Genomic DNA, 22,433 nt, shown 5'->3' on the forward strand with positions numbered 1-22,433 from the left:
TTATAGACCATCTCCTTCCGTTTGGATTACTTGATCAATTTGGACAGCGTAATGCCCTTTTTGAATGCCGGGGTTGCCCAAAAATCTTGTCAAGCGACCTACTTTGACTTGTAGTTTCCCTGTTTCTATCCCTATCACATCTCCAATTTGGAGGTTGAATAAATCTGAAACCTGTAAGGTTGCTTCCCCTATTTCAGCAATCACGGGAACAGGCACCGGTTCTAGGTTTTGCTTTAATTTATCCTGTTGAGGGACGTTAGTTTTAGACATGGAAGAAAGCCATTGATGCGTAGATAATTTCGGCAGCACTGGTTCCACGATTAAATGCGGTAAACATAGCGTCATCCGACCTGTAACTTCTCCAATAGTAGTACGGAGAGCAATGATAATTACAGTTTCATTTGGGGAGGCGATCTGAATAAATTGCGGATTGGATTCAATCGCTTCCCATTTTACTTTAATATTTTCGATGTTTTTCCATACTTCTTGATACATATCAAACGCACGAGTAAAAATCTTTTGCATGAGCACCGCTTCGATTTCTGTTAATGTTCCGTTTCGAGTAGACGGATCCCCTTGCCCACCTAGCAAACGTTCTAAGATTGCGTAGGCCACTTGAGGATTAATTTCCATAACCATTTTTTCATCCATCGGTTTCACTTCAAAGACGTTCAAAATCGTACGCGAGGGGATGGACGCGATAAATTCCTGGTAGTTCACTTGATCTACGAGATCGATTTCAATTTGAACGAACGTTCTTAGTTGAGCTGAAAGATAGGATGTCAGCAATCTGGTAAAATTCTCATGTATTCTCGTAATGCTACGTAGTTGCTCCTTGGAATACCGCATCGCTCGTTTGAAATCATATACTTTTACTTTTTCTTTCTCCTCTGTTACATCGGATGCTTGCAATTCGCCATTATTTAAGGCTGATAAGAGGGCATCGATTTCTTGTTGCGATAATATTTCCGCCAAAGGGCATCCCCCTAACTCTTCCCTGAGTTATTGAATCTTTTTTTTTTTGTATATTTTTAAACAATAATTATCTCCAACCTATACCAATGCTATCGTTTCAAATTCACAACTTCTTCCAAAATCGAATCCGAAGTGGTGATTGTTCTAGCATTTGCTTGGAAGCCACGCTGCGCAACTATCATCTCGGTAAATTCTTCTGTTAAATCGACGTTTGACATTTCTAAAATACCGGAGATGATTGTACCGCCACTATTGTTCTGAATACGATCAATTGTCAATTTTCCACCTGCTTCAGCATTTCCAGTTACCACAAACATTGTATTACCGACCTTTTCTAGGCCACCTGGGTTGGAAACAACAGCAGTTGCTAAGGAGATGTTATCATTTGGTTTTGCTGGGTCCGAGTTTAAATAATAATTCGTTCCATCAAATGCTAATTTCCCACTATTTCCTGCTTCATCCTTCACATTAATATAACCTTCTGAGTCGATCGAATAGGATGTAAATTTTAATGTTATAGTTTTAGTAGGATCAGCCGGATCAGGGACGGTATAATCTGTAATATTTATTGCTACTTTATCCTTTGGACTCGCAGTCCCATAAACCCCTGAAACAAAATATCCATTAGAGTTGACTAGATTCCCATTCGCATCCCTTGTGAAATTACCTGCTTTTGTTAAATAGCTCGCACCATTTTTATTTGGATCATCTGGGGTAACAACAAAAAATGCATCTCCATCAATAGCTAAATCTGTTCCAACATTAGTTGTCATCGGGCTTCCTGGTGTATGAATCGTATCGATAGATGATATTTTTGATCCAAGACCAATTTGTTTTGGATTAACCCCACCACTTTGAGTAGTTGGTGCAGTAGCACCTGCGATATTTTGATTGATTATATCTTGAAATATGACACGACCTTTTTTGAATCCTACCGTATTGACATTGGCAACATTATTTCCAATTACATCAAGTTTAGTTTGAAACCCTTTCATTCCCGAAATCCCAGAGTAAAGTGACTTTAACATATTATTTTCCTCCCTATTCTCTTATTTTTGCTAGAATTATTTCGATTCAGGTGTGACTTCCTTGATTTCAGTCACTAGGTAACTAGGAATTTTTTCATTCCCAACTAGATAAAAATAGTTTCCATCTTGACTAGATACTCCGGTTACCACACCGGTAACTGGAGATGTTGCTCCTGCTGGTGTCCAACTTATCTGTTTACCAATCGCAGCAGTATACTGATTGATTTGGCTCGTAGCAAATTTCCCAAAAGCAATATTTAAATTCGTCATTTGTTCCAAGGAACTAAAAGTTGCCATTTGCGCAATAAAATCTTTATCCTGAAGTGGATTAGAAGGATCTTGATGTGCTAACTGTGTTACAAGAATCCGTAGAAAGTCATCTTTTCCTAGGATACTTTTTTCCTCAAAAGGTTTGATATTATTAAAAGGTGAATTGCTATTAGGAACATTTGTTATGTCCACAAAATTGCTCATTAACCTTGACCCCTTTCTATGCCGTGAAATCGATACTTGAAGCAGTCTTTCGCGCTGCTCCCCCGTATGTGATCGCTAACGTCTCTTTCTCAATTTCCGTTTGATCATCATCCATCAGTATTTTTGATTCGTCCTGATTGGAATTAAAGGTTCGTTGTTCTTGGGATGAACTGGATTCACCTTGAGAAAAGGAAAGGTTTGCATGATTCAAGTCATTGGATACTGGTGTTTGCTGTACGATATCAAGTTTTTGAACTACTATGCCATGTTGCATTAAAGACTGTCTGAGCTGCTGAAGTTGACCTTCTAAAGCTTCTTTCGCCATTAAAGTGTCCGTCAAAATTTGTGCCGAGACAAGTCCTTGCTGGGAAGAAATTTTTATTTCAATATGGCCTAAATGTTCAGGAAACAATGAAAATTTAACCTCAGTACTTCCTGGCTGACCGTTAGTAATCCTCATGTTACGACTGATCCATTCACTCACTTCTGGAGCAAATTCTGAAACTTGAAGAAGTGGGGAGGGAGATCCAGTCTTTGGCATAATTGAATCCTCAGGTGCTTGCAACTGATGATTCCCCATTATCGTCAGCCCATTAAATCTTGTTAGGTCTTCTACTTGTTTAGATAATGGATCTCGGACAAAATTACTGCTCTCTTGTATACTTGTTCCAGGGTTGGGTACGGATGAAAACATCACTTGATTTTTATCCAAGCTCAACCATGGTTTTACAATACCAGGATCTTGTTTTTTTTCACCTGAAAACAACTCATTTTTTTGTAATTGGACGTTATGTAGTGTTGTTCCATCAATGTTATTCTCAGTTTTTATTTCATCCAAAATCATTTGGAGTTTATCCTTTATATTAGTAGGGATTTCCAACGATTTCTGCTTTTCTAGAGAACTTAATTCAGACATTAACTGTCCTAATCCCTGGATCAGTTGACTAGTGTCAATAGTTGTTGTTTGATTGAATCCCTCCTCCACTTGGAACCACTGGGCAAATGAACTCCTAACGTCGGTAGTGATCAATTGCTGAGGACTTAACATAGTGGATTCACCCGATGGAAGTGACTCGTTTGCTTGTACATTTGGTACTTGTGCTTGCTGGATTACTGCAAGCAACGATGTCAAAATGGCGTCTAATTGCAGCCAATCTTCTTTATTGATATTTGTCGAATCAAGCTGATCGCCTTTCTCCTTAACTGAACCGTTTTGCACAGAAGATAGTCCTGTAAGCGAGTCTGATTTTGGTGAATTACCCCCAAAATTAAACATAGCTAATATCTGATCGAAAGAGTTCACTGAATCTTCAGCTTGTGAAGTTGACTTTGGTTTTCCTTCATCTAATCGATTTGTTTGAGTTATTTTGATTTGAATTTGGGCAACATCCAAACAGCTTGCCTCCTTTCATTTAGATAAATAATCACGATTACCTTACATTATAACCCATAGAACCGGTTCCGTCATGAGATTTTTTAAAGGCTATCAAATTTTTATTCACTTTTCTTACAAATAATTTTTGATTATTTTACTGTCAAAAGAAGTTATTATTTATTATGTTTATGGTGTTGGTAATTTTAATACTTATAGTATCATTTTAACACAATAGTAATTATCTAGTAAATTTTTGTTTGATAGTTTTTGATATTTTTTTATCACTGCAAATATATTTATCAAATAGTGTTTGTGAAAGAAATTGATTATTGAAGCTTTATCCTTATAAACTCACTCCCCTAATGACTAAATAAAGGACATAATTTCTTGATACATTTGTGAAAGCACATATTGTCCATCTGCATATCCTGCTTCTAAAACCGCTTTGGGCATTCCATACACAATACAGGAATCCTCTGCCTCCACAAACACATTTCCATGATATTTTTTCACTAATCCACATCCTTGCATCCCGTCAACACCCATACCGGTTAAGATCACAGATAATAGTCGATCAGTGAAAATAGGCGCTGCTGATTTAAGCGTTATGTCAATGGAAGGCTTGTATAAAGCTTCCACACCTACATCGTTATCCACTTTGAAAATCACAGTGCCATCGTTTTTTTTATCAAACCTGGTTTGATAACCAGAGGGTGCTATATAAATTGTCCCCTCTTGGACTACTTGTCCATTTTCTGCTTCTTTAACATTCAGTTTACACAAGGTATTAAACCGCTCAGCCAAAGGTTTAGTAAAACCCGGTGGCATATGTTGGGCAACGACAATGGGAATCGGTAAATCCGCTGGAAAACAAGGGAGAATTGTTTGTAAGGCAGAAGGCCCTCCAGTAGAACAACCGATGAAAATGAGATCGGTATTCTGGCGATTCATTTTTCTTACTTGTTTTCGTTGCGGGTGAACCGATGAAACGGCAACACGCGGAAGTTTGGCTTCTACAATACCCTTTAATCGCTGTAAAAATTCATTCGTATGATCTACGCCACTCTGATCCCGAATAAGATTTTCTTTTAAAAAGAAATCAACTGCTCCAAGTTCAAGAGCATGTAGAGTTTCCTTCGCTCCTTCTCCGGTTCGAGAGCTTAACATAACCACTGAAACTGGGGAAGTTTGCATAATTTGCTCCAATGCTTTCAAGCCATTCATTTTCGGCATCTCTACATCCATAGTGACAAGATCTGGCTTTAATCGTTGTACCTTTTCTACAGCTTCGACCCCGTTCCTTGCAATGCCAATTACATAAAATTGCGGGTCCTCTTCCAGCATATGGCTAATGGCCCTTCTCATAAAGGCAGAGTCATCAACCACTAATACACTGTACTGTCTCATTTTGATCAGATTCCTTTCGATAATAAAAAGTCTTATCGGAGTCCACTTTTTTAAACCCCAAGGTCATATCCGTAATGGATTCAGCGTGACCAAGAAACAAGTACCCTCCATCTGCTAAATTTTGATGTAAACTTCGGATAACCCGTTTGGTTGTATCGTGATCAAAATAGATCAAAACATTTCTACAAAAAATAATATCAACCTCACCAAGTTGAAATATTTTATCTTGTTCAAGGAGATTTAAATACTGAAATTGTACCATTTTTTGAATGGATGGTTTGATTTGGTGTCCCCCGTCTTCATCTGTGAAATATTTCTTCAATAGATTTTCAGGAGTCCTACGAAATGCAAACGACCCATGATGGTACCATCCCATTTCAGCTTTTTGAAGAACCTTTTTGTTAATATCTGTTGCAATAATTTCTATCGATCCAGGCAGAAATTGCCCCGTTTCCTGAATCAACATGGCCAAGGAATAGGGTTCCTCTCCACTAGAACAGGCTGCACTCCATATTCGTATAGGGCGATTTTTATTTTTTCTTTTAATAAGTGACAATACATAAGAACAACACTCGGTTAATTGGTTCTCTTCCCGATAGAAATATGTTTCATTAATTGTTAATAACTCGACAATTACATCCCATTCTCCAGGTGACATTTTCAAGTATTGACAATATTCCCAGTGCGAGAGGCCGAGTTCCAACACCCGTTTTGAAACTTTTTCTTTTAGAGTGGGAAGCCGATCGGCGTACCGTAGTCCACAATAGTCATAAATGATTTGGCTTAATTTTACCAGTCCGTTATCTTGCATGTTCATCACCTTTTACTTCCTCAGTCAACCAATATATAGAAAGGTCTTATTTTTATGCTTAAAGTTCTCCTTTGTTAGTATAAAATTACTGGATAAATAGATTCGCGTCAAATGAAAATTATACGTCTAAATTATCCATATGTAGTTTTTTGGTTAAATTTGATACGGAACCGTCTTTTATCAGCAAACACCTTTTCTACTTTAATAATCGGACATTTATTTTATGTATTGCCCGATTTGCGAAAAGTTGACACAATTGATTTTAGTCAATGGAATAAGTTCCTTCCGTAAATATGGAATCAAACAAAATAAAAACATTATTGTCGAATTTTGCCTTGTGACGTACAATAAGATTATTAAATTATATAAAATACACTAAAAGGAGAAAATGATGTCTAGTATTTTTGGAATTTTGTTAGCACTACTAGCAGTCGGATTCGGAATGGTTTTGAAAGGAGCTTCACTATCAGCATTAAATAATCCAGCGGCATACTTAGTTATTTTCGGAGGAACAGCGGCTTCAATCATGGTTGCTTTCCCATTTAGTGAAATCAAACATTTTCCTAAATTGATAAAAATCGCCCTGTTTGAACCAAAAATTCCTTCTAAGGCAGAGCAAATTTCAAATTTAGTATCATGTGCGGAAATTGCCAAAAAAGAAGGAATTCTTGCGCTCGAGGAAATTTCCACAAATACAAATGACCCATTCTTTAAAAAAGGACTCGAACTAATTATTGACGGTTATGATGTTGGGTTCATTGAAGAGGTCTTATTAGATGAGGTCGCAGCCATTGACATGCGCCACAAAACAGGTGCACTAATTTTTACCCAAGCTGGAACTTATGCCCCAACACTTGGCGTACTCGGAGCGGTAATTGGACTAATCGCTTCACTTGGAAATATTACTGATGTGGATAAAATAGGACATTCGATTTCAGCTGCCTTTATTGCAACCTTGTTAGGTATTTTTTCAGGCTATGTCCTGTGGCACCCATTAGCTAATAAGCTAAAACGTCTTTCTAAAAAAGAACAAGAATTAAAGCTTTTGACGATAGACGGCTTGTTAGCCATCTATCAAGGGATTTCACCAAGTTCTTTAGAGAAAAAATTAACGGTTTATATTTCTCCAAACGAACGCAAGAAGTATGAGAATAAAATAGAGGAAGACCTACATGAAAAAACGGCGTGATAGATTTGAAGAAGATCATGAAGAGCATATTAGTGAATCTTGGTTGATTCCATATGCTGACATTTTAACACTTTTATTAGCCTTGTTTATTGTTTTATTTGCTTCTAGTAATCTCGATAAAGAGAAGTACCACTCTATTATGGAAGCCTTCAAATCGGAACTGACTGGTACAAACATTGATAGTAAAGAAGCTGGGCTCACTATTACACCTCCAGCGAAGGAGCCAGCAAAGCAAACCCAAGTTCAAGAACCTGATCCTGGACTAAGTAAGGAAGAAATAGAACTCAACAATTTAATGGAACAATTAAATAAGTACATTGTTGACAATCATTTAGAAACGGTAATTTCACTTCAGGATACGAAACGCGGTGTCGAGATTTCGTTAAAGGATGTTATACTTTTTGATACTGGAAAAGCAAGTTTGAAGGAAAATTCCTTAAAAATGTTGGATGCTTTTGTGGGGCTAATTAATACTGTGTCAAATCCAGTAAGTATTGAGGGTCATACAGATAGTGTTCCGATCAAAACTGCCGAATTCGCATCAAATTGGGAACTTTCTTCCGCAAGAGCAGTTAGTGTTCTTCATTATTTTGAATCAAAAAATATTGCCAAAAATCGGCTGCAATTTGTTGGATATGGAGAATACCAACCTCTCTTTCCAAATGATACTGTGGAACATAAACAGGAAAATCGGCGCGTTAATATTATTATATTACGAAAAAACTAAATGATTCTTTTTGAACTTTTTTGATAGTTTTTGATTCAGAAAAAGCCAGCTTCCATTTTCGGAGCTGGCTTTTCTTTAAAGTTTTTTCACCATTTGAACTTGTTCAGTTGTTTTCTTAAACCCATGATCCATTAAGTATTGAATAACTGGATTTGAAAGTGATGCGTTTATCGTGATAAAACAAACAGGATTCCTTTCACCCTCAGATATTGAAGCGAAAACAGCCTGAATGCTTTCTTCAGTTACTTCACAGAAAAGTTCGAATTGAAATAAGAATACCTTCTCCAATTGCCCTTCCTGATTCCAAACTCGTTTAAACAAAGAGTAGCCAAGGGGATTCCGATCTTTGTCAAAATAGATCTGCGCTTCACCGGACTTGACACTCTGCCACTGACATTGCCATGCTACATTTTCGTTATAAAAAGGGAAAGCTGAGAGCTGTTCTGGGCGAATAGACTTGGCTAGTATAGATATTTCTTTCACTTCCGGGAACCCACTTAAATAAACAAGAGAATCAGTTATCTGATAACCGAACCTCTCGTACAAACGGATGGCTCGCTCATTTTCCTTTATTGCTTCAAGGGTTGCCACTTCACTGCCCTCTTCTGAATAAATCTTAAGGGCCTCCTCCATGATCAATCTAGAAACCCCTTTTCCACGATAATTGACTGCAATCCCTGTCCCGCCATTCCAAGCGGTTTTTTTTCCTTTAATTACTCGAAATCCATTTAGAACTATGGCCACGGGCTCCTCCTGGTCAAAAGCAACAAAGGAATGAGTCAAGGATAAACCTTCATTTTCCAAACGATTGAAAAAGAGTTCGGGCGTCATTTCCATTTTTACAAAATAGTCTTCAAATCCTTTATTCCAGGCCATTATTGCATCCTGAATAGTACATTCGGTTAATTTTTTAAATGTAATTCTCATAAATCGTCTCCTTTTATTAGTTATCGTTATTATTTTTGATTACAACCACAAAATCGACCGTGCAGTCTAGTTAATTAAAACAAAAAACACTCTCTTTTTCTTTTTCACAGGCATCTAGGTTTCTTGAACAGACCACCTCATTCGCCCCTGCTTCAGCTAAACCTTCGGCAATTTCCCGCCAAAGCCCTCTGCCTCCGCCTGTTACAATTGCCACTCTCCCTGATAAATCAAGCAGCTTCTTGACACGTATCGTAAATCTCCCCCCAAACTAGCATCAGCGGTATTTTTTCAATTCGTATCTCGCAACCGCTCTCCGGTGTACCTCGTCTGGACCGTCCGCAAACCTTAGTGTTCGGATATTCGCCCAGCTGGCGGCTAATGGGAAATCATCGCTTACCCCAGCCGCACCAAAGGCTTGGATAGCCCGGTCAAGCACCTTTAATGCCATATTAGGAGCAACGACTTTAATCATCGCAATTTCCGCTTTCGCCTCTTTGTTGCCAACAGTATCCATCATGTATGCTGCTTTTAGCGTGAGCAATCTAGCCTGTTCGATTTCAATTCTCGAATCGGCAATCCATTCCTGTATCACACCCTGCTCGGCGAGTTTTTTTCTAAAAGCTGTCCGACTCTGAACACGTTTACATAAGTCCTCTAGTGCTCGTTCCGCTGCACCAATTGATCTCATACAATGATGAATTCTTCCCGGTCCAAGCCGCCCTTGAGCAATTGCAAAGCCTTTACCTTCGCCCCATAACATATTGGACGCTGGTACCCGAACATTGTTATACTCAATCTCTGCATGGCCATGTGGCGCATGATCATAGCCAAAAACAGGCAGTATCCTCTTAATTGTTACCCCTGGTGCATCTAGGGGAACAAGAATCATTGACTGCTGTTCATACGTAGGGGCATCGGGATCATTTTTGCCCATCATAATTGCGATTTTACAACGAGGATCTCCTGCACCTGATGACCACCACTTCGTTCCGTTGATGATGTATTCGTCGCCATCGCGGACAATACTAGCTTGTATATTAGTTGCATCAGATGAGGCTACATCGGGTTCAGTCATCGAAAAACAAGAACGGATCTCACCATCTAATAAAGGCTTAAGCCATTTTTCCTTTTGCTCTTCAGTTCCATAACGGACAAGAACTTCCATATTTCCTGTGTCAGGGGCTGCACAATTGAATACTTCTGGTGCAATAGCTGACCTTCCCATAATTTCACAAAGCGGTGCATATTCGCTATTGGTTAAACCAGCGCCATATTCGCTTTCAGGTAAAAATAAATTCCATAATCCTGCCTGCTTTGCTTTATCTTTTAGTCCTTCCATAATCGGGGGAATCTTTGAAAATGGTTCTTTTTTATCAATTTGCTCTAGATAAACCTTTTCATTTGGATAAATGGATTCTTCCATAAATTCTGTCAGTTTTTTCTGTAACTCTTTTACCTTTTCGGAATAACTAAAATTCATCTTTTACCACCCTTTCAACATACTAACTAGTTGGTATGTAAATCATCTTAATATGACAATTTCCTTCACTATCAATCCCCCTCGGTTACTAGCTACCTCCCAGATAGAAATAAACCCAGCCTCAAAAAGGGATTCCTAATTGGTGCCGGGTCAACAATAATTATAAAAGTTAATACGAATTTTCTAATATTGGTGATACAAAACCTCACCCTTTAACACTTCGTTTCCTTCCTGGTTAATTGCCTGGACGTTAAAGCGAAGCTTATTTTCCTGTTTTTCTTTTAAGATTGCTTTAAGAGTAATCACATCATGTAAAAATACCATCCCTTTAAAGCGGATTGAATAATCCTGAATGAAACCCTCTTCATAGTATTCGGTAAAAAGCTGGGCTAGATTTCCCATTGTCCACATCCCGTGGGCAATGATTCCTGGTAAGCCCGCTTTTTTTGCCTCTTCATCAATGGTATGAATCGGATTAAAGTCCCCAGAAGCACCGGCATACTTAATCAAGTCCAGCCTTGAGACAGGCTCAAGATGAATTTCCTTTAGCACATTGCCTACCTGTAATTCCGCAACCGTACTCACCTAGTGATCACCTTCCTCACCGCTTCAGATATGACGATAGTCGAGGTTGAGCTAAAAATTGTTTTTCCTCCCAAGTCCTCCCCGTAATTTTCAAGTATCATGAACCCCATTTCACCAAAGTTCCCTTTTTTCTCAAAATATTTTTTCACCTTGAAATAACAGTAAATTTCTTCTTCAACCACTAGTGGCCTAACGTAGTGAAACGTTTGTTCGCCGTGGATCAATCCTTTACTTGGGAGGTTGAGGTCTGAAATCACACCATAATCAAATATCCTTGGGAAGGTGGGCGGGGCAATATTGTTTTTATACCTTGATAGTCTGCCTGTATCCTCATCAAAATAAATTGGATGGAGGTCACCAATGGCCTCTGCAAATTTCTTTACCGCACCTCTCTCGACAACATTTTTCACCTTGTTTGACAGCTTGCCAATTTGATCTTTAAACAATTCAACTTCACCTCACCACTAAATTAATTTTTTGGTCCGCCAGCAACATATATGACCTGACCATTAACGAAGGATGATTTCTCGTCGGCAAAAAATGCCACAGCATTGGCAATATCAGCCGGCTTTCCACTGCGGCCGGCAGGGATATCGGCTACACTTGCTTGAATTAACTGTTCAAATGGGATACCAATTCTGGCAGCTGTTTCCTTTGTCATTTCTGTTTCAATAAATCCAGGTGCGACAGAGTTGGCCGTTATGCCATACCTGCCAAGTTCTATAGCAAGTGTTTTTGTGAATCCCTGGAGACCTGCCTTTGCAGCAGAATAATTGGCCTGGCCGCGATTACCGAGTGCGGAAGTAGAAGATATATTGATGATGCGGCCATATTTTTGTTCGACCATATATTTTTGTGCAGCACGAGCTGCATTAAACGAACCCTTTAAATGCACATCCATGACTGTCTGCCAATCTGAATCCGTCATTTTAAACAAAAGATTATCGCGAATAACCCCTGCGTTATTGACAAGGATATCAATCGACCCAAACGCCTCGTATGTCTCCTTAACGGCATCATCCACTTGCTTGGCATCAACGACGTTGGCCACCTTTGAATAAACTTCATATCCTTTTTCCTTAAATTCACTTGTTGTCTCACTTAACGCCGCTTCATTTAAATCGATGATGGCTACCTTTGCTCCTTCTTGTGCAAAAAGCTCGACAATACCTTTACCAATGCCCCTGCTTCCACCGGTGACAAATGCCACTCTTCCCGCAAATCTTCCAGCCATGTCTATTCCTCCCAAAGTAGATAGTGAAAAAAACCAAAATACAAAAGCAGAGCCGTCACTAGCTCCATAACGTACTTACCGGTTGGTATGTTACTTATATTTTATTTCGAAATTTCTGAAAATACAAGGTTTATTTATTTGAAAAGCATTTTTTAACATCGTTTTTTTTATATCGTGACTATTTTTTGGTCATATTACAAATGATAAATATGATATTCCTTTTGAATATCATCGTTTCAAAGTATCCTATGATGAGGTGATTTTGAATGGGTTATAAAGATCGTTTAGATCCACACTCAGAGCTTTTTTACCACACTACGACGAGACCGAAACATGCTAAGTCTCAGGTGAACGGGCAAACTCAAATGACGCAAGCCACAATCATCTTAAGGAGCGTTGCCAAAGCAAACCGCATGTAACAGCTCTGGCAATGAAACGAAACAGAGGGAGTATACCAGCCATACTCCCAAAAGCAGAAAAACCTTTTCTCGGTACTGTGTACTAGGAAAAGGTTTTTCTTCAACTAATCAAAATGTATATCCATAAATTCTGATTACATAGGAGCTCTAAGAAAAACTGCTTTAGCAATTACTACTTAGATGAAAAGCTGTGTTTTTTATCGTACTACACCTCTACATTCGTCAATCGAGAAGGTTTTTTTTCTTTATAATTTAATATTGATTTTTACTGAACTGAAGTTTAACATTTAATCTATTAAATTAGACGTAGTGTTAAAAGGAGTGGTCAAAATGTTTGAGACTTTTACGATTAGGAATGCCAAGCTTACTGATTTATCCGTGATTATTGACATTTATAATACAACCATTTCCAGCAGAATGGTGACTGCTGACCTCGAGCCAATCACGGTTGATAGTCGTGTGCAGTGGTTTAACGAGCATTCTCCGAAATTCCGGCCATTATGGATTGTTGAGAGCCAAGGGGAGGTTTGCGCATGGGTAAGCTTTCAATCCTTTTATGGAAGGCCGGCATACAACGCCACAGCCGAAATCAGTATCTATATTCACCCTGATTTCCGTGGTAGGAAGCTTGGGAAATTCCTGATTCAAAAAGCAATTGAAGCCTGCCCGGAGCTGCAAATCAAAACCTTGCTTGGTTTTATTTTTGCCCTTAATGAACCAAGCATCAAACTTTTCTCAGGCTTCGGTTTTGAAACATGGGCATACCTTCCGAAAGTGGCGGAACTTGATGGTGTTGAAAGAGATTTACTCATTCTTGGGAAAAGACTTCCTAGTTGAATCACACTAAGAAAATTTTCCTATATAAACCAAAGAAATTATTCATATTTTTCCACCATGGAAATATTCCAGATCCCCTCATTATTTAGTACTATTAATCAATTGAAGAAAAGAATTTCTATCGTTCTTGGATACAGCTTTCTTGAAGGGATTGGAGATATTCATGGATAAAAAAAAGGTAGTTTTCATTTACTTTATCTCTAGTTTTATTTGGATATTCGGCTCAAATTATTTCATTCATCAATTTGTTCATTCTTCCCTTGTTGAACTAATAGAAAGGGGTAAAGAAGTCCTTTATATCCTTATTACTGGTGGATTTATTTATTTTTTCATTAATAAGACAGAAGAGTTACATGAATCTAAGAAAGATCAAAAACGACTGTCCACGTTAATCAATTCGATGGTGGATTTCGTTAATTTTAAAGATGGCGATGGCCGATGGATTGAGGCAAATGACTATGGCTTACAATTATTTCAGCTGGAAAATGTTGAATATCGTGAAAAAAAAGACTCGGAGTTAGCCGAATATACAAAATTTTATGCCGATGCCCTTAGGTACTGTGAAATATCAGATGAGGAAACATGGAAAAATAGAGAATTTACCCGTATTGAAGAAGTCCTTCCCGTTCCTGATGGATCTTCGAAAATATTTGACACCATCAAGGTTCCACTGTTTAACCAGGATGGCAGCAGGCAGGGATTAGTGATAATCGGCCGCGATATCACAGAAAAAAAGAAAATGGCACAACAATTAATTGAAAGTCAACAGCAATATAAATCATTATTTGAATACAGTCCCGATATTGTTTATATGATGGATTTGAACGGAAATATTACCAACCTAAACCCACAATTTGATGTCATTACTGGCTACAAGCGGGAAGAAACAATTGGGAGAAATATAAGAACCATATTACCGAGAAAATATAATTTATACCTGAAGAAATTATTTTCCTCTGCTATTGAAGAAATTAAACCGCAAATGATTGAAATAAAATTACCACATGCTACCGGTGAAACAATTACCTTACAATGTACAACAGTTCAAATGGTTATTAATGGAAAAACTACTGGAATAATTGGCTACGGAAGAGATGTAACTACGTTGAGGAAAACGGAGGAGCAACTTAGAAGAACGGAAAAGCTGTCCGTCGTTGGGGAGTTATCTGCAAGTGTGGCTCATGAAATCCGTAATCCCCTTACTTCGTTAAAGGGTTTTGTGCAGCTTCTGCAAATGGAAGATCAAAAGCATCAATTATACTATCAAATTATGTTAGATGAATTAAACCGTATCAATCACATTGTAGGGGAACTGCTTCTGTTAGCCAAGCCGCAGCATCTGAAATATACCAAAGTGGAGATTCAAAAACTATTAATCGATGTCATCTCGTTATTAAACACAGAGGCCAGTTTATATAACGTACAAATTGAGTCCATTTTACCTGAAGAAAACCTGATGATTGAATGCGAGTCAAATCAAATCAAGCAATTACTGATTAATGTCATTAAAAATGCCATCGAAGCATCGATAAATGGCGGTACTGTTTCTATAGTTCTAGAACCGCTAAAAAATGAACACATTCGCATAACGGTTAAAGACAATGGCTGCGGAATATCAAAGGAAAGATTAGAGAAAATTGGCGAGCCGTTTTATTCTTCTAAAGAAAAAGGAACTGGTTTAGGGTTAACGGTCAGCTTTAAGATTGTTCAATCACACAAAGGGACGATTCGGTTTAAAAGTGAGAAAAATCAAGGGACATCTGTTGAAGTAATTCTGCCCATAAAGCAGATTCGTGCAAAGCGGGGAAATTCCCAATTTGAAAACTAAAAAAGAGGCTGACCCTGAAGGTCGTTGAATGACGACTTTTGGTCAGTTTTTCATTTGCCGTAGGTATTAATTTGTTTGTTCAGAAAAAGCCCGCTTAAAGCGAGCTCAGGCTGTCGAAAAACCTTCGACAGCCTTTATTTTTTATGTTGCTTTAACATTTCACTGCGTTAATTTATTATAGTATTATTCATGCAACATGTCTGTTGATTTGCGCTCCAGGCGCTTCGCTTTCCGCGGGCGTGCCGGGGAGCCTCCTCGGCGCTAATGAGCGCCTGTGGGGTCTCCCCTGCCCCGTACTCCCGCAGGAGTCTTCGCGCCTTCCGCTCCAATCAACAGGTGCAAATTCAATAATGTCCTCACACCACCAAAAAAAGTAAAAAAATAAGTAGTGAAATCTTTGTTTAAACCAAGAGAATTTTCCCAAAGTGAATATGAATTTGTGTCTATTGATGAATTCGTTCCTGATGATCACCTCCTTCGTTTGATTGATAAATATATTGATTTTTCGTTTCTTCTTGAATAAGTTCGCCCTTATTATAGTAATGATAACGGCCCACTACTATCCCAATGTACACGTTCGAAAAATATGGTAAAAGTTGTAACACGACATGTATGGGAGGAGCACAAGGAAAAGGTAAGGTTAAATCGCTTATCTAAATCGGGAAAATTGCTTTATAAATTTTGAAAGGAAAAAATTAAGTGAAGCTTCGTAAACTCAAAAGAGCTGCATGGGCTTCGCTACTGGCGGTTACGGGGATTAAAGAATGCAAGTGAACAGGCTCTCCTTACTGCAGCTTGCCAAAATATAAAAAAGATTGCGACACACTTAGCCATGTTAGAAAAAGTGTGTTGCCATTCTTTAGGTTGATTTGCCACCCTGTTGATTGGAGCGGAGGGCACTCGACTCCTGCGGGATAGAGAGGTCACGGGAGACCCCGCAGGCTCCAAAGGAGCCGAGGAGGCTCCCGGACCTCCCCGCGGAAAGCGAGTGCCTGGAGCGGAAATCAACAGGCCCTTTAGAAAGGGCCAATCCATTATTAAAAAATCGCCGAGAAATATACCCTTTCTCGACAATCTGAGCCCGCTTAAAGCGAGCTTTCTTTTTGATTCTTATCATTGAATTTTGCATGAGGTCTCTTTTTTAATAAGGCTAATAGCCACTTAACTCTTTCCTTTCGTTTTAATTGCCTCTCAACATTAGGTCCGTACACATATTGGTTCCATAAATAATAAATTAATTCCTCCACTATAAGGAATACTACGAAAATTATTGCGCAAATAGTAATCCAAAACCACATATCAAGAACCCCTTTTCAAACAGATAATTTATCCTATTCGAATAACTATTTAAGAAGTACCAACCATGGCGCGCTTACCATTCTTTTACAATTATATCTCATCTTCATTTTATCAGAAAAGTCACTAAATAGTAGACATTTTGGTACTCAATGTAGTACTTTTATTTTGAGTAACGAAATTTTATTAGGGGGAATAACCATGGAATATCGCCGCTTAGGAAAAACAGGTTTAAAGGTAAGTGAAATAAGTTTGGGCAGCTGGCTTACATACGGTGGTTATGTAGAGGAACAAAATGCCACAGCGTCCATTGACAAGGCATATGACCTAGGTGTTAATTTTTTCGATACGGCTAATGTTTACATGCGCGGCGAAGCAGAAATTGTTGTTGGTAACGCATTAAAGAAATATACACGCGATTCCTACGTACTTGCAACCAAGGTTTTCTGGCCGATGGGTGATGGGCCGAATGATCGTGGTCTATCAAGGAAACATGTCATCGAACAATGCCATGCAAGCTTAAAACGTCTTAACACGGATTATGTGGACATTTATTATTGCCATCGTTTCGACCCTGAAACACCACTCGAGGAAACATTGCGAGCTCTTGATGATCTTGTCCGTCAAGGTAAAATTCTTTATGTTGGTGTTAGTGAATGGACGGCTGAACAAATTTCCGAAGCGGTCCTTCTTGCTGATAAAAAGCTACTCGACCGAATCGTTGTCAATCAGCCGCAATACAGCATGCTTGAGCGTTATATTGAAAAAGAAGTCCTTCCAGTCAGCGAAAAGCATGGAATTGGGCAGGTTGTCTGGTCGCCACTTGCGCAGGGTGTCTTAACAGGAAAGTACCAAAAAGGTGCTAAAGCACCTGAAGGTAGTCGAGCATCACAGGAAAAATACAACAGCCTTTTCGGTTTATTAACAGATGAAAATCTAGATAAAGTGGAACTGTTGAAGGGAGTTGCCGCAGACAACGACCTTTCCCTTGCTAACCTTGCCCTTGCCTGGATTTTAAGACAGAAAAATGTCGCAAGTGCACTTGTAGGTGCAAGTCGTCCAGAGCAGGTGGAACAAAACGTAAAAGCTTCCGGCGTGAAATTAACCGAAGAAACATTAACGAGAATCGAAGAGATTTTAAAATAAAGGATAGAAAAAAGCCTCTGGATTTCAAGTCCAGAGGCTTTTTCCTATCCAAGTTGTAAGTAATTTTTTATAGTTCCGTTATCTCAATTTCAATCCATCGTGAAACTTCAGCAAATCCCTTTTTTTCAACATAGACAGGTTTATAATTGTAAAAATGACTGAGTCGAAGATTCTCAAAGCCTTCTAATTCATCAATAGTTCTTTCAATATAGGCTTTTTGAAAATCAGAGGTCGCTCCGCTCATTTGTTTTGAAGGCAAAGAAAGGATAATCTTCCCCTTTTTTAACACTTCCTTGGAGATTCCTTTGACAGCCAGCCTATTTAATTGATAATTAATTTTCCACAAAGAAATTCCATCTACTTTTTGGAACAATTGAAAATTTCGATGCCACGATTCTTTATTGGAATTAACTACTCGATTCCATTGCTCACCCATATTGTTTTTAACCTTTTGGACAAACATGATAATTTGATTATCATTATTCATCTCTTCAGACTCAAGTTTTTTTATTGTTTGCATGTTCTTGAAGGCTCCTATCTATTATTCTCAGTTACATTTATACGTAACCGTAGCTAATTTTATAGGGGTATTATATATGGGGTATTTATTTAATTAATTGTTTATACCGTTTTTTCCGTCCGATTGACTCTATTACTTAAGTACATTCTGTTTCCTGCTATGAAGAAAATAATACTTCCCAGCGACAAAATAGCGATTACCCAAAACATAATTTGCCCTTGGAAATGACTGAGGAGATATCCCCCCATGATTGGACCAAGAAAGTTCCCTATTTTCCGGAACTGTCCTGCTCCAAAATAAGTTCCACGCATATGTTCCGGGGCAAGCTCGTCCATCATCATGCTGTTGGAAGGGAAGATTAATATTTCGCCAATCGTTAATAGTATCATTGCTAGAATCGCAATCACCCAGCCGTTGATAAAGCTAAATCCGATTAGGCCGGCGGCAGTAAAGACCGAACCCGCTGCCATTGCCTGCAACAAGCTGAATCTTCCGGCGAGATGACTAATCGGCAGCTGCAAGAATACAACCATTACGGCATTGATTGTCAGCAGCACCGAAAAAACAGCTACACCATTCTCGAGTGTTCCTTCTAATACTTGGGGCAAATTGGAGTCCATTTGCACATAGCCGATATTAATTAATATACTCCCAATGATAAGATACCGCAGTGCTTTATCCAATTTTATAATCGAAAAAGCATCAATTAAGGAAACGACTTTCTTATTTGTTTCATCTTTAGAAATCACTAGTTTTTTCATTAAAATATACAAGACAATTCCATAAAGCAAATAGGTTGAACCGGTGATGGCGAAGGATAGCTTTGCTGATGAATTAGCCAAATAGGCCCCTAGCAGAGGTCCAACGGAAGCACCAATATTTATCGCCGTATAGCGCAAAGAATAAACCTTCATCCGCTTTTTCTTATCGGTTAAATCAGCCATCAAAGCCTGTGAAGTCGGTTCAAAAAATGATGAGCATAAACCGTTTATAGCATTTAACAGGATAAACCAGCCCTGCCCATTTGCAATTGTAAACCCATAATAAACAAATGCTAATGTAAACAACGCTGTGAGCATAATCGGTTTTCTACCAAACCGATCGGATAAATGGCCTCCTATAAATCCCCCCACCGTCCCCATTAACGGACTCATCCCGACGGTTAAGCCGATAATGATTGGTGAAAGATCCATATTCCTTGATAAATAGATTGATAGGAATGGCAGCGTCATAAACGCGGAGCCTCTTGTCAAAACAGTTCCAATTAATAAAACCCATACAATCGGATGGAATTGCCCGATATAGTTTTTCATTTTTTTCATATGTAATACCTCACAAATTTAAAGGTTGCTTTTCTAGTAAACTATTTTGTTCGGAAAAAGTAAAGAATTTTTCAACTTTTCATTTAACAACTTCATAAAAAACTATCATGAGCCTCAATTCCCAACCCTACCATGGAAATAAATTTAGAGAACAAGCCGTAGTCACCTAATAAAGGCGGTGAGAGCAGAGCTAGACTTCACATCTTTCGTCTAGTGAAATGGGTATTTCACTTTAACTGGTTAAAGTGATTCATTTTTGCGGCGCTCCGCCCCTTTTCCACAGAAAAAGCCAGCTCCAAAAGGAACTGACTTAAAAAAGATTAATTTGGATCCTTGTATTTTAACGCCCGCTCACTGTCTCCATAGCCTTTTGTGGTTGGGTCCTGTACAATTCCGAGCATGGACAACAAAATCAATACAGCATTAACGAATGTTAGTATAGAATTTTGGATTGCATCCGTAATCTGGAAATTAACTAAACCCAATGAATGTAAACCTGCCAACCCCATTTGGGCAACAAGTAAGAGTTGTGAAATAAACGCGATAACCCAATTTCGGTTTTTGAAACGAATCTTCCAGTTAATCATTTCCTCATCCCCTTCTCATATGTTAAATGATCTCTCTATTAATATATGTTTGAACGAGAAATGGTTGTCCACGACTATCACTGGTTTCTATTTAATTATTATACTTCTCTTCGCATCGCTTTAAGCACATCCACTTTCGTTGCTCGTTGTGCTGGGCGGAATCCTGATATGATTGTCACTCCAAAACAAATCACAATACAAATAAGCGGTAAAATGAGTGGAATGTCACTAAATATTAAGTCAATTTGTGTTTCCTTGCCAAATGCCTGTTTAATGATCAATGGAATTGCAAAATTAACCGTATAACTAATCCCATATGAAACTACTGTTCCAATTAGAGCACCAATCAATCCTATATAACTGCTTTCAAGCAAAAATATTCTCTTTATGGTTTTCGGATTCGCACCGATCGCTTTCATGATGCCAATATCTGGGGCACGTTCTGTTACCGCCATCGTCATTGTATTATAAATTCCAATCGAGGCAATAAGGATCGCGATTGTCCCAATAAAAATGAGTCCCGCCTTCGCAATCATAAACACCATATTGACTTCCTTCAATTCATTCACAACAGAATAGGTGCCGTATTTCTTTTCCGTTAATTTGTCAGAAATACTTTGGACCGCTTCCATATTTTTCGCATAAATCTTTACTTCATCATAGGAATTATCCTGTGCTTTAAATTCCGCGGGAACTTCACTATTTTCATCTAGCAGCAACCCTTTTGGCGTCCCGGTAAAATTCTCAATTTCCGTTAACATCTCATCAGCAATAAAGACAGTTCTATCCTCTGCCCACTCCCTTGTTGGCTTTTTAGTAATCCCGACAACCGTTAATGGAATCGTTTTTTCCACTTGTTTCCCATCTTTGTTTTGTCTAACCGTTAATTCAAGTTTCTGACCAATTAGTTTGCCAGAGTAGCGGTACTCTGCCTTTATTTGCCCCTTTTTATCATATATATCGCCTGGAGCATCCTTAGAAGCGAGATTTAGCGAAAAATTGTAACCAACCACTATTTCATCCTTCCCTTTCGGAAGTCTGCCCTCTGACAATTCAAACCCTGCTTTGACTTCTGATGCGAAGTTCGTGACATAAGTTTGCGCTGATTCTTGGTAATTCCCAATTATATAGGTGCTTTCCTGCTGCAACATTTTCCGTCTAGTTACTGCTTTAACATCCTTAACTTTCTCAAACAGTTGAATATCCGTTTCGTTTAAAGGTCGAAAACCATCTTGGTCATTAAGTTCTTTCCCGTGAACATCAATTTGCGTGATAACCCGTTGTTCGGTTATTTCCTTGACAACCGATTTCTGTAAGCCAAAGCCAACTGAGGCAAGAACGATTAAGAAAGCACAGCCCATAGCAGTTGCCAGGATTGTCATAAAGACGCGTGTTTTATTTTTCTTCATATTTTGGCGCACAAAGCGGAATTGATCTTTTAATTGCATAAACTCGCCACCTCCTCAACAATAAGGCCGTCCCTTAATTCAATTGTGCGATGACCAATCTCTGCCACTTTATCATCATGAGTAATAATCAAAAATGTGATTCCCAAATCCCGATTTAATTCCTTGATGAATTTCAGCAGCTCTGCTTCTGTTTCACTATCAAGACTGCCTGTAGGTTCATCCGCAAGGATAATCGGCGGATTGACAATCAAGGCACGAGCGATACTGACACGCTGCTGCTGACCGCCAGAGAGTTCCCCTGGATAATGGTCTTGGTATTCCAGTAAGCCCACCTTCTTCAGCATTTCCTCAGTTTTCTTTTTCCGTTCTCGGTCATTTATACCTTTTAATATTAACGGGAGCTCCACATTTTGAAAGGCAGTCATACTTGGAATCAATTGAAAGCTTTGAAAAATGAATCCAAGGTTTTTAATGCGGAAATCAGCAAATTTCGTTTCATTCAGGTCAGAAACCTTTTCTTCTTTTACCCAGATTTCCCCCTCTTTAGGATGAATAAAGCCACTGACTAAATTTAATAGTGTCGATTTACCCGATCCGCTTCTTCCAACAATCGTTACAATTTCCCCTTGTCCAACCGTTAAATTGATATCCCTAAGTACTGGAATAATCGTCTGTCTGCCTTTTTTTCCAATCACAAAATCATGACTTAATTTTTTTATCGTAATCATAATTTCCTCCTACTTCCACTTACTTCACCCTAATAGACGAAGCTTGTTTCAGTAACCCCTACATTTTTCTAAAAATTTATTCGCCATTTTCTTCAACAAATTGTTAAACGGTATCAGTAGTAAAAATAA

Annotated in this window: 22 protein-coding genes and 2 pseudogenes; 7 read left to right on the top strand and 17 right to left on the bottom strand. The window is 38.6% G+C overall.

Annotation, left to right across the window (positions count from 1 at the left end):
• From fliM to M5A78_RS00330, 6 genes are all read right to left on the bottom strand, one after another.
• A complete protein-coding gene (fliM, locus tag M5A78_RS00305; protein WP_248733297.1) occupies positions 1-975 on the bottom strand; it encodes a flagellar motor switch protein FliM in 975 nt (324 codons plus the stop codon).
• A gap of 89 nt (positions 976-1,064) precedes the next feature.
• Entirely contained in the window at positions 1,065-2,003 is a 939-nt protein-coding gene (locus M5A78_RS00310; RefSeq protein WP_248733298.1) for a flagellar hook-basal body complex protein, read from the bottom strand.
• Between the two features lie 36 nt (positions 2,004-2,039).
• Positions 2,040-2,477 (bottom strand): flagellar hook assembly protein FlgD, encoded by a 438-nt coding sequence (flgD, locus tag M5A78_RS00315; protein ID WP_248733299.1) that lies wholly within the window; start codon positions 2,475-2,477, stop codon positions 2,040-2,042.
• A gap of 16 nt (positions 2,478-2,493) precedes the next feature.
• Positions 2,494-3,870: a flagellar hook-length control protein FliK gene (locus M5A78_RS00320; protein ID WP_248733300.1), complete on the bottom strand. Its 1,377-nt coding sequence runs from the start codon at positions 3,868-3,870 to the stop codon at positions 2,494-2,496.
• Between the two features lie 348 nt (positions 3,871-4,218).
• The gene (locus tag M5A78_RS00325) at positions 4,219-5,259 is read right to left on the bottom strand and encodes a protein-glutamate methylesterase/protein-glutamine glutaminase (protein WP_248733301.1); all 1,041 of its coding nucleotides are present in this window, start codon (positions 5,257-5,259) and stop codon (positions 4,219-4,221) included.
• Positions 5,231-6,076, bottom strand: a complete 846-nt coding sequence (locus M5A78_RS00330) for a CheR family methyltransferase (protein WP_248733723.1) — start codon at positions 6,074-6,076, stop codon at positions 5,231-5,233. Before M5A78_RS00330 ends, M5A78_RS00325 begins: the two co-directional genes overlap by 29 nt.
• Before the next feature lie 385 nt (positions 6,077-6,461).
• On the opposite strand from M5A78_RS00330, the gene motA reads away from it, so the two are divergent.
• Positions 6,462-7,259, top strand: coding sequence for a flagellar motor stator protein MotA (gene motA / locus M5A78_RS00335; protein WP_248733724.1), 798 nt, complete (start codon positions 6,462-6,464; stop codon positions 7,257-7,259).
• Positions 7,243-7,986: a flagellar motor protein MotB gene (locus M5A78_RS00340; RefSeq protein ID WP_248733302.1), complete on the top strand. Its 744-nt coding sequence runs from the start codon at positions 7,243-7,245 to the stop codon at positions 7,984-7,986. Before motA ends, M5A78_RS00340 begins: the two co-directional genes overlap by 17 nt.
• Before the next feature lie 75 nt (positions 7,987-8,061).
• Here M5A78_RS00340 and M5A78_RS00345 read toward each other — a convergent pair whose 3' ends face one another.
• The 6 genes and pseudogenes from M5A78_RS00345 to fabG form a co-directional block, all read right to left on the bottom strand.
• Positions 8,062-8,913, bottom strand: a complete 852-nt coding sequence (locus M5A78_RS00345) for a GNAT family N-acetyltransferase (RefSeq protein WP_248733303.1) — start codon at positions 8,911-8,913, stop codon at positions 8,062-8,064.
• A gap of 100 nt (positions 8,914-9,013) precedes the next feature.
• Positions 9,014-9,163 (bottom strand): annotated as a pseudogene (locus M5A78_RS00350) (SDR family NAD(P)-dependent oxidoreductase); the annotation flags it as partial.
• A gap of 24 nt (positions 9,164-9,187) precedes the next feature.
• The gene (locus tag M5A78_RS00355; RefSeq protein WP_248733304.1) at positions 9,188-10,393 is read right to left on the bottom strand and encodes an acyl-CoA dehydrogenase; all 1,206 of its coding nucleotides are present in this window, start codon (positions 10,391-10,393) and stop codon (positions 9,188-9,190) included.
• A 183-nt stretch (positions 10,394-10,576) separates the two neighbouring features.
• Positions 10,577-10,978: a MaoC/PaaZ C-terminal domain-containing protein gene (locus M5A78_RS00360; RefSeq protein ID WP_248733305.1), complete on the bottom strand. Its 402-nt coding sequence runs from the start codon at positions 10,976-10,978 to the stop codon at positions 10,577-10,579.
• Positions 10,975-11,424 carry a MaoC family dehydratase N-terminal domain-containing protein gene (locus M5A78_RS00365; RefSeq protein ID WP_248733306.1) on the bottom strand — a complete coding sequence of 150 codons (450 nt, stop codon included), beginning with the start codon at positions 11,422-11,424 and terminating at the stop codon, positions 10,975-10,977. The genes M5A78_RS00360 and M5A78_RS00365 overlap by 4 nt, the downstream gene beginning before the upstream one ends.
• A gap of 23 nt (positions 11,425-11,447) precedes the next feature.
• Entirely contained in the window at positions 11,448-12,212 is a 765-nt protein-coding gene (fabG, locus tag M5A78_RS00370; RefSeq protein ID WP_248733307.1) for a 3-oxoacyl-ACP reductase FabG, read from the bottom strand.
• 266 nt (positions 12,213-12,478) lie between these two features.
• Between fabG and M5A78_RS00375 the strand changes: the two genes are divergently transcribed.
• The 5 genes and pseudogenes from M5A78_RS00375 (at position 12,479) to M5A78_RS00395 (ending at position 17,738) form a co-directional block, all read left to right on the top strand.
• A complete protein-coding gene (locus M5A78_RS00375; RefSeq protein WP_248733308.1) occupies positions 12,479-12,631 on the top strand; it encodes a YpzG family protein in 153 nt (50 codons plus the stop codon).
• Positions 12,632-12,961: 330 nt separating this feature from the next.
• Complete coding sequence (locus M5A78_RS00380) at positions 12,962-13,468, top strand: GNAT family N-acetyltransferase (RefSeq protein WP_248733309.1); 507 nt, start codon at positions 12,962-12,964, stop codon at positions 13,466-13,468.
• Positions 13,469-13,631: 163 nt separating this feature from the next.
• Positions 13,632-15,296 (top strand): PAS domain S-box protein, encoded by a 1,665-nt coding sequence (locus M5A78_RS00385; RefSeq protein ID WP_248733310.1) that lies wholly within the window; start codon positions 13,632-13,634, stop codon positions 15,294-15,296.
• A 553-nt stretch (positions 15,297-15,849) separates the two neighbouring features.
• A pseudogene (locus M5A78_RS00390) lies at positions 15,850-16,164 on the top strand (transposase); the annotation flags it as partial.
• Between the two features lie 629 nt (positions 16,165-16,793).
• The gene (locus tag M5A78_RS00395; protein ID WP_248733311.1) at positions 16,794-17,738 is read left to right on the top strand and encodes an aldo/keto reductase family protein; all 945 of its coding nucleotides are present in this window, start codon (positions 16,794-16,796) and stop codon (positions 17,736-17,738) included.
• 67 nt (positions 17,739-17,805) lie between these two features.
• Here M5A78_RS00395 and M5A78_RS00400 read toward each other — a convergent pair whose 3' ends face one another.
• The 5 genes from M5A78_RS00400 to M5A78_RS00420 all read right to left on the bottom strand — a co-directional run bounded on the left by M5A78_RS00400 (position 17,806) and on the right by M5A78_RS00420 (position 22,304).
• Complete coding sequence (locus M5A78_RS00400) at positions 17,806-18,258, bottom strand: hypothetical protein (RefSeq protein WP_248733312.1); 453 nt, start codon at positions 18,256-18,258, stop codon at positions 17,806-17,808.
• 101 nt (positions 18,259-18,359) lie between these two features.
• The gene (locus tag M5A78_RS00405; protein WP_248733313.1) at positions 18,360-19,580 is read right to left on the bottom strand and encodes an MDR family MFS transporter; all 1,221 of its coding nucleotides are present in this window, start codon (positions 19,578-19,580) and stop codon (positions 18,360-18,362) included.
• A 320-nt stretch (positions 19,581-19,900) separates the two neighbouring features.
• Positions 19,901-20,167, bottom strand: a complete 267-nt coding sequence (locus M5A78_RS00410; protein WP_248733314.1) for a phage holin — start codon at positions 20,165-20,167, stop codon at positions 19,901-19,903.
• Between the two features lie 98 nt (positions 20,168-20,265).
• Positions 20,266-21,615 carry an ABC transporter permease gene (locus tag M5A78_RS00415; protein WP_248733315.1) on the bottom strand — a complete coding sequence of 450 codons (1,350 nt, stop codon included), beginning with the start codon at positions 21,613-21,615 and terminating at the stop codon, positions 20,266-20,268.
• Entirely contained in the window at positions 21,606-22,304 is a 699-nt protein-coding gene (locus tag M5A78_RS00420) for an ABC transporter ATP-binding protein (RefSeq protein ID WP_248733316.1), read from the bottom strand. The genes M5A78_RS00415 and M5A78_RS00420 overlap by 10 nt, the downstream gene beginning before the upstream one ends.
• Positions 22,305-22,433: the final 129 nt, after the last annotated feature.

It is taken from the genome of Neobacillus rhizosphaerae (genome assembly GCF_937468385.1).
In the GTDB taxonomy this organism is placed as follows: domain Bacteria; phylum Bacillota; class Bacilli; order Bacillales; family Cytobacillaceae; genus Neobacillus; species Neobacillus rhizosphaerae.

Bases quoted from the DNA above. Each gene is read 5' to 3' on its own strand.
- M5A78_RS00400 (WP_248733312.1), bottom strand. From the start codon at position 18,258: ATGCAAACAATAAAAAAACTTGAGTCTGAAGAGATGAATAATGATAAT.
- M5A78_RS00410 (WP_248733314.1), bottom strand. From the start codon at position 20,167: ATGATTAACTGGAAGATTCGTTTCAAAAACCGAAATTGGGTTATCGCG.
- M5A78_RS00375 (WP_248733308.1), top strand. From the start codon at position 12,479: ATGGGTTATAAAGATCGTTTAGATCCACACTCAGAGCTTTTTTACCAC.
- motA (WP_248733724.1), top strand. From the start codon at position 6,462: ATGTCTAGTATTTTTGGAATTTTGTTAGCACTACTAGCAGTCGGATTC.
- M5A78_RS00385 (WP_248733310.1), top strand. From the start codon at position 13,632: ATGGATAAAAAAAAGGTAGTTTTCATTTACTTTATCTCTAGTTTTATT.
- M5A78_RS00380 (WP_248733309.1), top strand. From the start codon at position 12,962: ATGTTTGAGACTTTTACGATTAGGAATGCCAAGCTTACTGATTTATCC.
- M5A78_RS00345 (WP_248733303.1), bottom strand. From the start codon at position 8,913: ATGAGAATTACATTTAAAAAATTAACCGAATGTACTATTCAGGATGCA.
- flgD (WP_248733299.1), bottom strand. From the start codon at position 2,477: ATGAGCAATTTTGTGGACATAACAAATGTTCCTAATAGCAATTCACCT.
- M5A78_RS00420 (WP_248733316.1), bottom strand. From the start codon at position 22,304: ATGATTACGATAAAAAAATTAAGTCATGATTTTGTGATTGGAAAAAAA.
- M5A78_RS00330 (WP_248733723.1), bottom strand. From the start codon at position 6,076: ATGAACATGCAAGATAACGGACTGGTAAAATTAAGCCAAATCATTTAT.
- M5A78_RS00405 (WP_248733313.1), bottom strand. From the start codon at position 19,580: ATGAAAAAAATGAAAAACTATATCGGGCAATTCCATCCGATTGTATGG.
- M5A78_RS00355 (WP_248733304.1), bottom strand. From the start codon at position 10,393: ATGAATTTTAGTTATTCCGAAAAGGTAAAAGAGTTACAGAAAAAACTG.
- fabG (WP_248733307.1), bottom strand. From the start codon at position 12,212: ATGGCTGGAAGATTTGCGGGAAGAGTGGCATTTGTCACCGGTGGAAGC.
- M5A78_RS00395 (WP_248733311.1), top strand. From the start codon at position 16,794: ATGGAATATCGCCGCTTAGGAAAAACAGGTTTAAAGGTAAGTGAAATA.
- M5A78_RS00310 (WP_248733298.1), bottom strand. From the start codon at position 2,003: ATGTTAAAGTCACTTTACTCTGGGATTTCGGGAATGAAAGGGTTTCAA.
- M5A78_RS00325 (WP_248733301.1), bottom strand. From the start codon at position 5,259: ATGAGACAGTACAGTGTATTAGTGGTTGATGACTCTGCCTTTATGAGA.
- M5A78_RS00415 (WP_248733315.1), bottom strand. From the start codon at position 21,615: ATGCAATTAAAAGATCAATTCCGCTTTGTGCGCCAAAATATGAAGAAA.
- M5A78_RS00340 (WP_248733302.1), top strand. From the start codon at position 7,243: ATGAAAAAACGGCGTGATAGATTTGAAGAAGATCATGAAGAGCATATT.